This is a genomic window from Streptomyces sp. C1-1 (assembly GCF_050214755.1).
In the GTDB taxonomy this organism is placed as follows: Bacteria; Actinomycetota; Actinomycetes; order Streptomycetales; family Streptomycetaceae; genus Streptomyces.
This window is the reverse complement of record NZ_CP189826.1, coordinates 3,906,691-3,919,645: the sequence shown is the minus strand read 5'-3', so window position 1 is coordinate 3,919,645 and position 12,955 is coordinate 3,906,691. Positions and strand designations below refer to the sequence as shown.

At 72.1% G+C, this 12,955-nt stretch carries 14 protein-coding genes; 8 read left to right on the top strand and 6 right to left on the bottom strand.

From position 1 onward, the window contains the following. Positions 1 to 11: 11 nt before the first annotated feature. Positions 12 to 872: a dihydropteroate synthase gene (gene folP, locus ACQF4J_RS17700; RefSeq protein WP_351566488.1), complete on the bottom strand. Its 861-nt coding sequence runs from the start codon at positions 870 to 872 to the stop codon at positions 12 to 14. A 160-nt stretch (positions 873 to 1,032) separates the two neighbouring features. Here folP and ACQF4J_RS17695 point away from each other — a divergent pair, with 160 nt between their 5' ends. Both ACQF4J_RS17695 and ACQF4J_RS17690 read left to right on the top strand, forming a co-directional pair. Next, positions 1,033 to 1,401 (top strand): DivIVA domain-containing protein, encoded by a 369-nt coding sequence (locus ACQF4J_RS17695; protein ID WP_351566491.1) that lies wholly within the window; start codon positions 1,033 to 1,035, stop codon positions 1,399 to 1,401. Next, positions 1,398 to 1,976, top strand: a complete 579-nt coding sequence (locus ACQF4J_RS17690; protein WP_142142297.1) for a DNA-3-methyladenine glycosylase I — start codon at positions 1,398 to 1,400, stop codon at positions 1,974 to 1,976. Before ACQF4J_RS17695 ends, ACQF4J_RS17690 begins: the two co-directional genes overlap by 4 nt. 15 nt (positions 1,977 to 1,991) lie before the next feature. Here ACQF4J_RS17690 and ACQF4J_RS17685 read toward each other — a convergent pair whose 3' ends face one another. After that, positions 1,992 to 2,795, bottom strand: coding sequence for an enoyl-CoA hydratase/isomerase family protein (locus tag ACQF4J_RS17685; RefSeq protein WP_351566497.1), 804 nt, complete (start codon positions 2,793 to 2,795; stop codon positions 1,992 to 1,994). Between the two features lie 383 nt (positions 2,796 to 3,178). Here ACQF4J_RS17685 and ACQF4J_RS17680 point away from each other — a divergent pair, with 383 nt between their 5' ends. Beyond that, positions 3,179 to 3,346 (top strand): DUF3117 domain-containing protein, encoded by a 168-nt coding sequence (locus tag ACQF4J_RS17680; protein ID WP_003966491.1) that lies wholly within the window; start codon positions 3,179 to 3,181, stop codon positions 3,344 to 3,346. A 106-nt stretch (positions 3,347 to 3,452) separates the two neighbouring features. On the opposite strand, the gene ACQF4J_RS17675 is transcribed toward ACQF4J_RS17680, so the two are convergent. Next, entirely contained in the window at positions 3,453 to 4,085 is a 633-nt protein-coding gene (locus ACQF4J_RS17675; RefSeq protein ID WP_427168593.1) for an O-methyltransferase, read from the bottom strand. A 304-nt stretch (positions 4,086 to 4,389) separates the two neighbouring features. On the opposite strand from ACQF4J_RS17675, the gene sigE reads away from it, so the two are divergent. The 5 genes from sigE to ACQF4J_RS17650 all read left to right on the top strand — a co-directional run bounded on the left by sigE (position 4,390) and on the right by ACQF4J_RS17650 (position 9,641). Then, entirely contained in the window at positions 4,390 to 5,094 is a 705-nt protein-coding gene (gene sigE / locus ACQF4J_RS17670; protein ID WP_351566500.1) for an RNA polymerase sigma factor SigE, read from the top strand. Further along, a complete protein-coding gene (locus ACQF4J_RS17665; RefSeq protein WP_351566503.1) occupies positions 5,091 to 6,101 on the top strand; it encodes an anti-sigma factor family protein in 1,011 nt (336 codons plus the stop codon). The genes sigE and ACQF4J_RS17665 overlap by 4 nt, the downstream gene beginning before the upstream one ends. Positions 6,102 to 6,222: 121 nt before the next feature. Then, positions 6,223 to 8,106, top strand: a complete 1,884-nt coding sequence (locus tag ACQF4J_RS17660; RefSeq protein WP_427166083.1) for a trypsin-like peptidase domain-containing protein — start codon at positions 6,223 to 6,225, stop codon at positions 8,104 to 8,106. A 202-nt stretch (positions 8,107 to 8,308) separates the two neighbouring features. Beyond that, on the top strand, positions 8,309 to 8,749 hold the full coding sequence (locus tag ACQF4J_RS17655) for a sec-independent translocase (protein WP_351566509.1): 441 nt from the start codon (positions 8,309 to 8,311) through the stop codon (positions 8,747 to 8,749). Positions 8,750 to 8,975: 226 nt separating this feature from the next. Continuing rightward, entirely contained in the window at positions 8,976 to 9,641 is a 666-nt protein-coding gene (locus ACQF4J_RS17650; protein WP_351566512.1) for a hypothetical protein, read from the top strand. 64 nt (positions 9,642 to 9,705) lie between these two features. Here the strand turns inward: ACQF4J_RS17650 and ACQF4J_RS17645 are convergent, their stop codons facing one another. The 3 genes from ACQF4J_RS17645 to ACQF4J_RS17635 are packed head-to-tail and all read right to left on the bottom strand — an operon-like array spanning position 9,706 to position 12,761. After that, on the bottom strand, positions 9,706 to 10,839 hold the full coding sequence (locus tag ACQF4J_RS17645) for an Mrp/NBP35 family ATP-binding protein (RefSeq protein ID WP_351566521.1): 1,134 nt from the start codon (positions 10,837 to 10,839) through the stop codon (positions 9,706 to 9,708). Positions 10,840 to 10,882: 43 nt separating this feature from the next. Further along, positions 10,883 to 11,476, bottom strand: a complete 594-nt coding sequence (locus tag ACQF4J_RS17640; RefSeq protein ID WP_351566524.1) for a DUF1003 domain-containing protein — start codon at positions 11,474 to 11,476, stop codon at positions 10,883 to 10,885. Further along, positions 11,466 to 12,761, bottom strand: coding sequence for a magnesium transporter MgtE N-terminal domain-containing protein (locus tag ACQF4J_RS17635; protein ID WP_427166081.1), 1,296 nt, complete (start codon positions 12,759 to 12,761; stop codon positions 11,466 to 11,468). The genes ACQF4J_RS17640 and ACQF4J_RS17635 overlap by 11 nt, the downstream gene beginning before the upstream one ends. Positions 12,762 to 12,955 lie beyond the last annotated feature (194 nt).

Below are 12,955 nucleotides of genomic sequence, written 5' to 3'. Positions count from 1 at the left end.
CCGAGCGGGGGCTACGCCAGCCCCCGCCGGGCCACCGCGGGCGGGCGGTGGCCCGCGATCGACGCCACCATGTCCAGCACCTGACGGGTCTCCGCGACCTCGTGCACCCGGTACACCTGCGCCCCCAGCCACGCGGAGACGGCGGTGGTGGCCAGCGTGCCCACCACCCGCTCCTTCACCGGCTTGTCCAGCGCCTCTCCCACGAAGTCCTTGTTGGACAGCGAGACGAGCACGGGCCACCCGGTGTCGACCATCTCGCCCAGCCGCCGCGTCGCCTCCAGGCTGTGCCGCGTGTTCTTCCCGAAGTCGTGCCCGGGATCGATCAGCACGGACTCCCGCGGCACCCCCAGCGCCACCGCCCGCTCCGCCAGCCCGAGCGTCACCCGCAGAATGTCCGCCATGACGTCGTCGTACGTCACCCGGTGCGGCCGCGTCCGGGGCTGCGCGCCCCCCGCGTGCGTGCACACCAGCCCCACCCCGTGGCGCGCCGCCACCTCCGCGAGCCCCGGGTCCACACCACCCCACGCGTCGTTCAGCAGGTCCGCCCCCGCCTCGCACACGGCCTCGCCGACCTCGGCCCGCCAGGTGTCGACGCTGATCACGACGTCGGGGAACCGCCGCCGCACCTCCGCCACGAACCCGACGGTCCGCCGCGCCTCCTCCTCGGCGGTCACCTCGTCGCCCGGTCCGGCCTTCACGCCCCCGATGTCGACGATCGCGGCCCCCTCGGCCACGGCGTGCTCCACGCGCGCGAGGGCGGGCTCGTCGAGGAACGTCGCACCCTGGTCGTAGAAGGAGTCCGGAGTCCGGTTCACGATCGCCATGATCACCGGCTCGTGCGCCTCGAACTCACGCCCGCCCAGCCTGAGCATCCGCTGTGACCTCTCGTAGTACGGCCTGGGTGTCCTGGCCTTTCGGCCGTCTGCGACCCTAACTGTCAGACTCGCATGGCACGATCGGACCCTGACACCTGAGGCTTCGACGCACGAGGCTTCGTCGAGCTTCCTGACACCGAGCGTGGGGACCACCGCGATGGTTATGTTCTTGTTCCTGGTCGTCGCTCTCGCCGTCGTGGTCGCCGCGGTCACCCTGGCCGTGGTGGGCGGCGGCGAGGGCGAGGGCCCGTTGCCCGAGGTGGCCCCGGACCGGCTGCGGGACCCGTTGCCGCCGGACCGCCCGGTGGGCAGGGCGGACATCGACGCCCTCCGCTTCCCCCTCGCCGCCCGCGGCTACCGCATGGCGGACGTCGACGACGCCCTCAACCGGCTCGCGGCCGAACTCTCCGAGCGCGACGCCCGCATCGCCGACCTGGAGTCGGCCCTGGCGGGCGCCCGGGCGGCGGCCCACGCCCCGCACATCTCCATGGAGAAGCCGGCGAACGACGAGGGTGAGCAGCGGTGACCGACGGCGCCGCCATCGCCGGCCCGGACGGCGCGCTGCGCTGTCCCTGGGCCCTGTCCACCGAGGACTACGTGGCCTACCACGACGAGGAGTGGGGCCGCCCGGTCCACGGCGACGACGCCCTCTTCGAACGCCTCAGCCTGGAGGCCTTCCAGTCCGGCCTGTCCTGGATCACCATCCTGCGCCGCCGCCCCGGCTTCCGCGCCGCGTTCGCCGACTTCAGGATCGGGAAGGTCGCCGCCTTCACCGAGTCCGACCGCGCCCGGCTGCTCACCGACCCCGGCATCATCCGCAACGCCGCCAAGATCGACGCGACCCTCTCGAACGCGCGCGTCCTGGCCGAATGGGCGCCGGGCGACCTGGACGAACTGATCTGGTCCCACGCCCCGGAGCCGGGCCCGGCCCCGAGGACGCTTGCAGACGTCCAGGCCGTCACACCGGAGTCGACGGCCCTGTCCAAGGCCCTGAAGAAGAAGGGCCTGCGGTTCGTGGGCCCGACCACCGCATACGCCCTCATGCAGGCGTGCGGCCTGGTCGACGACCACCTGGAGGCGTGCGTCGCACGCCTCGCCTGAGGGCGCCGGCGGGGATCAGCGGCCCAGGTACTTCGGCTTCTCCTTGTTGACGAACGCCTGCACCGCGATGACGTGGTCCTCGGACATCCCCGCCCGGGTCTGCAGCTCGTCCTCCTTCTCCAGGCTCTCCTCAAGGGAGTGGGACAGCGCGTAGGCCAGGGACTCCTTGATCGCCCCGTACGCCACCGTCGGCCCCTCCGCCAGGGCCCGCGCCACCTTCTCGGTCTCGGCACGGAAGTCGCCGGCCGGCACCAGACGGTTCACGATCCCGAGCTCCCGCGCCTCCTGCGCGGTGATGCTCCGCGGGAAGAGCAGCAGATCGGCGGCGCGGCCGGGCCCGACGACCCGGGGCAGCGTCCACGAGATCCCGGAGTCGGCGGTGAGCGCCACCCCGGCGAAGGACGTGTTGAAAGCGGCGTTGTCGGCGACGACCCGGTAGTCCGCGGCGAGCGCCAGCCCGAAGCCCGCCCCCGCGGCCACCCCGTTCACCCCGGCCACCACCGGCTTCGGCATCGCCACCAGAGCCCGCACGATCGGGTTGTAGTGCTCCTTCACCGTGCTCATCGTGTGCGACGACCCGGTCTCCCGGTCCGACGCCAGCAGCCCGATGTGCTCCTTGAGGTCCTGGCCGACGCAGAACGCCCGCTCCCCGGCGGCGGTCAGCAGCACCGCCCGTACGGCATCGTCACCGGCCGCCTCCTGGACCGCCTCCCGCAGCGCGACCTTCGTCGCGATGTTCAGCGCGTTCATCGCCTCGGGGCGGTTCAGCGTGATCGTCGCGAGTCCGGCGCTCACCTCGTAGAGCACGGTGTCGGCCATGGTGTGTCCCCTCCGCAGTCGCGGCTGCGGGCGTACCGGCCGGTACGCCCCTGTCCGTAGGACAGCATGGCGGAGATCACCGCCGTACGACCTGAACGGACGTGTGACCTGCGTCAAAGAATTCTGCGGGGTTTTCGGCCGACCGAAACCCGCGCGGTCGCGCAGTATCGCAGTCACATCGCCGAATTGGGTGGTTTTGCTCGCGCGCGTTGCCCAAGCGATGCCGACTGATGTTGGTCATCGGGTCCTGAGATGCGGGATAATGGCTTGGAAGCAATGTGTTCGATGCCGGTGTCGCGTGTCCAAGTCCCACGCCTGGACCGCGCGTGCCCTCCAGGGCCGTCGGCTTTGACGATGAGCTGGTTTCAGGAAGGGGAACGAGCATGGCGGCCATGAAGCCGCGAACGGGTGATGGCCCGCTCGAGGTGACCAAGGAGGGGCGGGGCATCGTCATGCGCGTTCCGCTCGAAGGCGGCGGTCGGCTCGTCGTCGAGCTGACCCCTGACGAGGCCGACGCGCTCGGCGACGCCCTCAAGAAGGTCGTCGGCTGACGCGGAAGCGACCATACCCTTACAGCTACCCCGGCATCCAAACGATGCCGGGGTTGCTGTTTTCTCCGGTATGCGTACGGCCCTCACGTGCCGTTTCGCCGCAAAGTCAGCGCTTGACGGCGCACAGCAGACCGTCGCCCACCGGCAGCAGCGACGGCACCAGTTCCTGGCTCTCGCGCACCGCGCGCAGCAGCTCCCGCAGCCGCAGCACCTCGGTCGGCTGCGGGCCCGAGTCGACCGTGCGCCCGTTGGCGAAGACGCCCTCGAAGACCACCAGACCGCCCGCACGGAGCAGGCGCAACGATTCAGCGAGGTAGTCCATGACCTCCTGCCGGTCGCCGTCGCAGAAGACGAGGTCGTAGCCGGCGTCCGCGAGGCGGGGCAGGACGTCCAGGGCGCGGCCCGGGATGAAGCGCGCGCGGTTGCTGGCGAAGCCGCAGGCGCGGAAGGCCTGACGGGCGAACTGCTGGTGCTCGGGCTCCGGATCGACCGTGGTCAGGACGCCGTCCGGGCGCATGCCGTGCAGGAGATGGATGCCGGAGACGCCGGTGCCGGTGCCGATCTCGGCCACCGCCTTGGCGTCCACCGAGGCCGCCAGCAACCGCAGCGCGGCGCCCGTGCCCGGCGACACCGAGCGCAGCCCCGCCTCACGGGCCCGGTCGCGGGCCCAGCGAAGGACTTCGTCCTCGGCGACGTAGGCGTCGGCGAACGCCCAGCTCGTCTGCCGGTTGCCGGTAATGACCCTCTCCTGTCCCCGTGGTTGCCTGGGCGTGACTGTATCCGTTGGGCCCGGGAACCCGCAGATGGGACCGGGCGTTTAGAGGGGTGTGGAGGACGGCGGGGGGACACGGTTGGATCACGACGACGGACGGACGGCCGAGCAACTGCAGACGCAGCGGGCCGAGCCGTATCAGCCCAGATCAAATTCTCGTAAAACCGCTTATCCGGTCCTAACGGGCGAGGTGGCTATGGTAGGGGCTCCACTGGACACCACCAGAGATGACAGGGGAGGTGCGGCCGCGCCCAACGGGGATCGGGGTGGAGTGCTGCGGCGCTTCCTCGGGTCGGCGGGCAGGCCGAAATCCGTGAACGACACCGCTGCTGACCCCAGCCACGCCGCTGACCAAGCCCAGACCGCGACTTTCTCCACCGACGCGGACGGGCAGGCGTGGACTCCGCCCACCTGGGAGGAGATCGTCAGCATGCACAGCGGCCGGGTCTACCGGCTGGCCTACCGCCTGACCGGCAACCAGCACGACGCCGAGGACCTCACCCAGGAGGTCTTCGTCCGCGTCTTCCGCTCCCTGTCGACGTACACGCCGGGCACCTTCGAGGGCTGGCTGCACCGCATCACCACCAACCTCTTCCTGGACATGGTCCGCCGCAAGCAGCGCATTCGCTTCGACGCGCTCGGCGAGGACGCGGCCGAGCGGCTGCCCAGCCGCGAGCCCAGCCCCCAGCAGATCTTCAACGACGCCCACTTCGACGCGGACGTCCAGCAGGCGCTGGACACCCTCGCGCCGGAGTTCCGCGCCGCGGTCGTCCTGTGCGACATCGAAGGACTGTCGTACGAGGAGATCGCCGCGACCCTGGGCGTCAAGCTCGGCACGGTCCGCTCCCGGATCCACCGTGGCCGTTCGCAGCTGCGCAAGGCCCTCGCGCACCGGTCACCCGAGGCCCGGGCGGCCGAGCGCCGCTCGTTCGTGCCGCGGGTGGCCGCTCTGGGGGGAGGGGGCGCGACCGCGTGAGTGGATCACGACCCAACCCGGCGGAACGCCGGATGGCCGAACAGCATCTGGGAGACCGGCTCTCCGCCCTGGTGGACGGGGAGCTCGGACATGAGACGCGTGAGCGGGTCCTCGCCCACCTGGCCACCTGCGCCAAGTGCAAGGCCGAGGCGGACGCGCAGCGCCGGCTGAAGAACGTCTTCGCGGAAGCGGCTCCGCCGCCCCCGTCCGAGAGCTTCCTGGCCCGACTCCAGGGGCTTCCCGGAGGAGGTGACCCGGACGGCGGTGGCTCGCCGTTCGACGGGGGAGGATTCGCAGGACTGCCCGGACGGCTCCAGGGCCCGGCGGCGACCGGGGTCTTCGGCCTGAAGCGCGGTGACCGCTTCGCGTTCGACTACGTCCCCTCGGGGCCGGGATCGCACGCCGGTCCCGCCCTGCCCGCCTCCGACCCGCGCGACGCCGGCCGGGGATTCCGTATCCACGACGTCAGCCGTCACGAGAGCGACCGTTCGGCCTCGCGCGGCATGCGGTTCGCGTTCGTCGCCGCCGGCGCGGTGTCGCTCGCCGCGATCGCGCTGGGCGGTGTCACGACCGGCACGCCGACCGACGCCGCCGCGGACGCGCGCGGCGGCACGGGCGCCGGCAGCAATGTGACACCGGCGCGCACGCCGGGCTCGGGAGCCGCGACGGCCCCCGAGAGCCAGCGGCGCCGGGGCGTCGGCCCGCTCCTCGCCCAGCAGGGCCAGACCTCGCTCGGCGACACCCCGGTGGCCCCGACCGAGGTGTCCGCCCCGCTGCTGCCGGGAGTACCGCGTCCGGCGGCCGCCGACGAGACCATGCACACGCTCACCGCCCCCGTGCTGGCCGGCGCGGCCGTGATGTCCCCGCTGATACGTCCGCTCACCGCGTCCGCGCCGCTCACGCTGACCACGTGGTCGGCGGTCCCCGAGGTGACCCGCCCCGGGGTGCTCGCCGCGCCCGTCCCCGACCCTGACTCAGCTCCCTCCCCCTCCGCGTCCTCCCGCTGACCCGGCTCCGTGAACCTGGTTGAATCCGGGGTGGACCGTGCCCACGGCAGGCAGCCGGGCGCGGAGTCGAGGAACCGCGGCCACCGAGACGGACCGTGCCGCGGTGAGCTGTGGGGAGAGCATGGACGAGGGGAAGCCGACGAAGCCGAAGTGGTGGAACCGCACGGGCCGCCAGGCCTCTGCCGACACCGACGGCGACTTCGAACTCCAGCGGCCGGCGGGGCCGGGGGCCGACGGCGACTTCGAGCTGCAGCGCCCCCGGGAGCCGGTCGCCACCGCCGCGGCGTCCGGCCCGCAAGGGCCCGACGCCACCCACGCGGAGGGCGACGTCGCGCCGCAACAGCCCGCCCAGCCACCGACGGACGACCAGGCGCCGCCCGAAACGGCCCAGGCGACACCCACCGCCCCCGCGCCGGCCCCCGTGGCTGACGCCGCTTCCGCGACGGCCGCCGCCCCCACGCCTCCCGTAGAGCTGCGCAAGCCGCTGCACGACCCCGACCCCTACAGCACCCCGCCGTACGGCGAGCCCGGCCCCTGGGCCCCGGCTCCCCCCGTCCAGCACCCGGCGGCCACCCCGGCCCACGGCACGGCGTCCCCCACGCCCCACGGCACGGCGTCCCCCACGCCCCACGGCACGGTGACCCCCACGCCCCACGGTGCCCCGCCTCCGCCGGACCCCGGGACCCAGTCCACCCCGGCGTCGCCCCTCTCGCCGGACGTCGTCCATCAAGGCTCGTCCGGCCCGGCCCCGGCGCCTTCGGCGGACACCGTCCTCCCGGGACCGGGCGGCGCGGCGGCCGCGGCGTCGCCGCCTGTTGCCGATCCCTGGCGGAACTACGATCCCTGGGCCCAGCCCCCCACCCCCGCTCCCCTCCAGCACATCGGGGGGCCGGTGCGGCGGGGGCGGAGGGGGCTGGTTCTCGGGGCCCTGGTGCTCGCGCTCGTGGCGGGCGGCGTCGGCGGGGCCATCGGGGCGTACCTGGAGCGGAACGGCGGCGTGGGTGCCGTAGAGCTGCCGCAGGCCGGGAAGGAGCCCGCCGGGCGGGCGCCGGACAGTGTGGCCGGGATCGCCGCGCGGGCGCTGCCCAGCGTGGTGACCCTGCATGTGACCGGCAGTGAGGAGTCCGGTACCGGAACCGGCTTCGTGCTGGACGACCTCGGGCACATCCTCACCAACAACCACGTCGTCGAGCCCGCCAAGTCCGGCGGCCGCATAACCGTCACCTTCAACAGCGGCGACACCGCCAAGGCCACCGTCGTGGGCAGGGACAGCGGATACGACCTCGCCGTCGTCAAGGTGAGCGGGGTGCGCGGGCTCAGGCCCATGCCGCTGGGCAACTCCGACAACGTCCAGGTCGGCGACCCCGTCGTGGCCATCGGCGCCCCCTTTGACCTGGCGGGCACCGTCACGTCCGGCATCATCAGCGCCAAGGAACGGCCCATCACGGCCGGCGGCGACAGCGCCGACGGGACCGACGTGTCGTACGTCGACGCCCTGCAGACCGACGCGCCGATCAACCCCGGCAACTCCGGCGGCCCCCTGCTCGACTCGCAGGCCCGTGTCATCGGCATCAACTCCGCCATCCGGTCCGCCGACGACGGCTCGGAATCCGGCAGCGGGCAGGCCGGTTCGATCGGCCTCGGCTTCGCCATCCCCGTCAACCAGGCCAAGCGCGTCGCCGAGGAGCTCATCAACTCCGGCCACGCGACCCACCCCGTCATCGGCGTGACCCTCGACATGAGCTACACCGGGGACGGCGCCCGCGTCGGCACGAAGGCCTCCGGCGGCGGCCCCGCCGTCACCAAGGGCGGCCCCGGCGACAAGGCCGGCATCGAGCCCGGGGACGTCATCACCGCGGTCGACGGCCAGCGCGTCCACTCCGGCGAGGAACTGATCGTCAAGACCCGCGCCCACCGCCCCGGCGACCGCCTGGAACTGACCCTGCGGCGGGACGGCAAGGAGAAGAGGATCTCCCTCGTGCTCGGCTCCTCCGACAGCGGCTGACTGACACGAACCTCACAGGCGTGCCCCGCGACCGCCGCCCACAAGGCAAACAACCCCCAAAACCGCACACGCGGCCACATCCCAAGGCCCCGGGACGGTACCGGTCGTACAGGATGGCCGGGTACCGTGGACCCGGCCCGGACCACGGAATACCGCACAGACCGCGAGGGCCGAGGACCGAGGACATCGCTAGGAGCTTCAGGTGTTCAATGACGTAGGACCGCTCGAGCTGGTCACGCTCGTTGTCCTTGCCGTGCTCGTCTTCGGTCCGGACAAGCTCCCGAAGGTCATCCAGGACGTCATGCGGACCATCCGCAAGATCCGGGAGTTCTCGGAGAGCGCCAAGCAGGACATCCGGTCCGAACTCGGTCCCGATTTCAAGGACTTCGAGTTCGAGGACCTCAACCCCAAGACGTTCATCCGCAAGCAGCTGGACAACGACGACCTGGGGCTCACGGAGATCCGCAACGGCTTCGACCTGAAGAAGGAGATGGCCGAGGTCACGGAGGCGGTGCAGAGCCACGACACCGACTCCGCCACGTCGGCCGCGAGCGGTTCCGCCGGCTCCTCCGGCGGCCGCGTCGACATGACGAAGAAGCCCGAGGAGGACGACCGTCCTCCCTTCGACGCGGACGCCACCTGAGCCGTACCGCGGAGGGCTTCGAAACCGTCGTACGTGACGCGTTTCATACTCCGACCTGCCCCCGCACGGCCTGAACCGACCCTCCTCGGCGCCCCACGCGCCGGGCGGTTTCCCGGCTGCCCGGAGCGGGGTGGCTATGCTGCCGAGTTGTTGTGCGGACCGGACGAGTCAGCCCGAAGGGGGGCGGGCCGCTCCGGACCGACGAGAGCGAGGAGGCGTCCGGGCAATGGAGACGACGAGTCGGGCAGTCGCGCAGGCGCCGGCCGCGGAGGGCGGACAACACTTCCCCTCCGCCCGGCGCACGGTCGACGGCTACCTGCAGGCGCCCTTCCCGTGGTACGGCCTCGACGAGGCCTTCACGGGGCCGCGCTGGCTGATGCAGGTGGGAACGGCGGCCGACGGTGCCGTCGAACACGGGTCGATCGGGCACGGCGACGAGCCCTCGGTCAAGAACGAGGTGGGCAACACCGGCGAGCCGCGGGAGAAGTTCGCGGTCGTGGTGACGGTCGCCGCGAACCCGTCCCGCAGGAGCGCCGACGGCACCGGCCTGCTGGAGGCCACGTCGGTCTCCTCGGCGGCCTGGCTGGCGGGGGTGGGGCTGCTGTCGTTCACGTGGCCCGGCCAGATGGACCACACGCTGCGGGACGACTGGCTGGAGCAGCAGACCGAGACGGCCTGGGCGCTGGCCGACGACCTGGACGGCCCCGAGTGGTCGACACTCTCCCTGCCCGTGGACGGCGTGCCCACGCCCTTCCACTACCGGGAGTCCGAGTTCGGCTGGGTGCTCGCGGGGTCCACGCAGGAAGGCGTGCACGTGGGCGCGTACGGCAGGGGCATGAGCGCGTACGGACTCGGCTTCGCCATGATCAAGGACATCGGTTCGTACGCGTGAGAACCGGTGGGGAACTGCGGGCCGGGTGTGGCCGGTCGCGCAGTTCCCCGCGCCCTGAGCGGGTCTAGAACTTGTTCTTCGGAGTGATCCCCAGGGACAGTCCCGAAAGGCCCCGCTGCCGGCCGCCCAGCTTGCCCGCGATGCCCCGCAGGGCCGTGCCCGCCGGGCTGTCGGGATCGGTCAGCACCACCGGCTTGCCCTCGTCGCCGCCCTCGCGCAGACGCACGTCGATCGGGATGCTGCCCAGCACCGGAACCGTCGCACCCGTCGTCCGGGTCAGGCCGTCGGCGACCGACTGGCCGCCGCCCGTGCCGAAGACGTCGACCATCTCGCCGCAGTGCGGGCAGGGCAGGCCGGACATGTTCTCGACCACGCCGACGATCTTCTGGTGAGTCTGTACGGCGATGGAGCCCGCCCGCTCGGCCACCTCGGCGGCCGCCTGCTGCGGGGTCGTCACGACCAGGATCTCGGCGTTCGGGACCAGCTGCGCCACCGAGATCGCGATGTCGCCGGTGCCCGGGGGCAGGTCCAGGAGCAGGACGTCCAGGTCGCCCCAGTAGACGTCGGCGAGGAACTGCTGCAGCGCGCGGTGCAGCATCGGGCCGCGCCACACGACCGGCGCGTTGCCCGGCGTGAACATGCCGATGGAGATGACCTTCACGCCGTTCGCCGACGGCGGCATGATCATGTTCTCGACCTGGGTGGGTCGGCCGTCCGCGCCGAGCATGCGCGGCACGCTGTGGCCGTAGATGTCGGCGTCGACGACACCGACCTTGAGGCCGTCCGCCGCCATCGCCGCCGCCAGGTTCACCGTCACCGACGACTTGCCGACGCCGCCCTTGCCGGAGGCCACCGCGTACACGCGGGTCAGCGAGCCCGGCTTGGCGAAGGGGACCTCGCGCTCGGCCTGGCCGCCGCGCAGCGCGTTCGCCAGCTCCTTGCGCTGCTCGTCGCTCATCACGTCCAGCGTGACGTCGACGCGGGTGACGCCGTCGACCCGGGAGACGGCCTCGGTCACGCGCTGGGTGATGGTCTCGCGCATGGGGCAGCCGGAGACCGTGAGGTACACGGTGACCGCGACCGCGCCGTCAGCCCCGATCTCCACCGATTTGACCATCCCGAGCTCGGTGATGGGGCGGTTGATCTCGGGGTCGTTCACCGTCGCCAGTGCCTCGCGCACCGCGTCTTCGCTAGCCATAGGAACGATGGTACGGCTCGGTAGCCCGGCCCCGGTAAGCCCGTCACCGGTCGTCTACGTCACGTCCCCGCGACCGTTCCGCCGGGAATACGGCATGTTCGTGGTGCCCGTCCTTGCGGTACTCCAGCTCCTTCATCAGGTCCTGCAGCTCGGAGCGGATCCAGTCGCGGGTCGCGACCTCGCCGAGGCCGATGCGCAGGGCGGCGATCTCCCGGGTCAGGTACTCGGTGTCGGCGATGGAGCGCTCGTTCTGCTTGCGGTCCTGCTCCAGGTTGACCCGGTCGCGGTCGTCCTGCCGGTTCTGCGCGAGCAGGATGAGCGGGGCCGCGTAGGAGGCCTGCAGGGACAGCATCAGGGTCAGGAAGATGAACGGATAGTTGTCGAAGCGCAGGTCCTTCGGCGCGAAGACGTTCCACACCACCCACATGATGATGACGACCGTCATCCAGACGATGAACCGTCCGGTGCCCAGGAAGCGCGCGATGCGTTCCGACAGCCGCCCGAAGGCCTCCGGGTCCCACTCCGGCAGCAGCCGCCGGCGCGGCGGCCGCGGCTGGTCCAGCCTCGGCCGCGGGCGGGTGCTCGCCGTCGCGCCCGCCGGGGTCCGCTCACGTGTGCTCTCGCGCTCAGGAGCCATGCGCGGCCACCCCCTCGGCATCCTCGCCGTCCAGGTGGAACTCCGTCTCCCGCCAGTCCTCGGGCAGCATGTGGTCGAGGACGTCGTCCACGGTCACCGCGCCCAGCAGCGAGCCGGACTCGTCCACGACGGGCGCCGCGACCATGTCGTACGTCGCGAAGAACCCGGCGACGACCGGCAGCGCGTCGTCCGGGTCCAGCGGCTGCAGGTCGTCGTCGATGATCGAGCTGACCAGGGTGTACGGCGGGTCTCGCAGCAGGCGCTGGAAGTGGACCGTGCCCAGGTACTTGCCGGTGGGAGTCTCGTCCGGCGGGCGGCAGACGTAGACCTGGGCGGCGAGGGCGGGGGAGAGGTCGGCGTTGCGCACCCGGGCGAGGGCGTCGGCGACGGTGGCGTCCGGCCGCAGCACGATCGGCTCGGTGGTCATCAGACCGCCCGCCGTGTGCTCCTCGTACGCCATCAGGCGCCGCATGTCGGCCGCGTCGGCGGGCTCCATCAGGCTCAGCAGCCGCTCCTTGTCCTCCTCCGGCAGTTCGGAGAGCAGGTCGGCCGCGTCGTCCGGGTCCATGGCCTCCAGGACGTCCGCCGCCCGCTCCTCCTTCAGCTTGCCGAGGATCTCGATCTGGTCGTCCTCCGGGAGCTCCTCCAGCACGTCGGCCAGGCGGTCGTCGTCGAGGGCGGCGGCGACCTCCGCGCGCCGCTTGGCGGACAGGTGGTGCAGGACGTTGGCGAGGTCGGCCGGGCGCAGCTGCTCGAAGGTGGCCAGGAGGCTCTCGGCGCCCTGTCCGTGCTCCTCCAGGGAGAAGCCGGTCACCGCGGACCACTCCACTGTCAGCGTCTCGCCCTTGGCCCGCCGGAAGGCGCTGCCCTTCCTGCCCTTGCGGACGAAGACGCGGTCGACCTCCCAGTCCCTGCGGGCCGTCAGATGATGCACCGACAGATCGAGGACGGTGACCTCCTCGCCGGTCTCCACGAGCGTCACCCGCCGGTCGAGGAGCTCGCCGAACGCGAGGCGCTCGGTGGGCCGTTGCTCGAAGCGGCGGACGTTGAGCACACCGGTGGTGATGACCTGTCCGGACTCGATGCCGGTGACCCGGGTCATCGGCAGGAAGATCCGGCGCCGGGTGGACAGTTCGACGACGAGCCCGAGCACGCGCGGGGGCCGCCGCCCGACGCGCAGCATGACGACCAGATCGCGCACGCGGCCCACCTGGTCGCCGCTGGGATCGAACACGGCGACACCGGAGAGGTGCGAGACGAAGATCCGGGGGGCGCCCGCTGCCATGGCCGCGCCTCCTTTTCTGACGGGTTCTCTACGGGTGTTTCGGCTTGTGTTGCTTTTCCGCTTTGCCCACTCCGGTGGGCTTCAGGCTAGCCCGTCACGATCGCGGCCGCCCTGGTGGGAGGTCCGGACGGACTGCCTCCGCCCGGGCCCGCGGACCCCCGGTACGCTGCCGTACGCCGCTCACGTCCCACGAC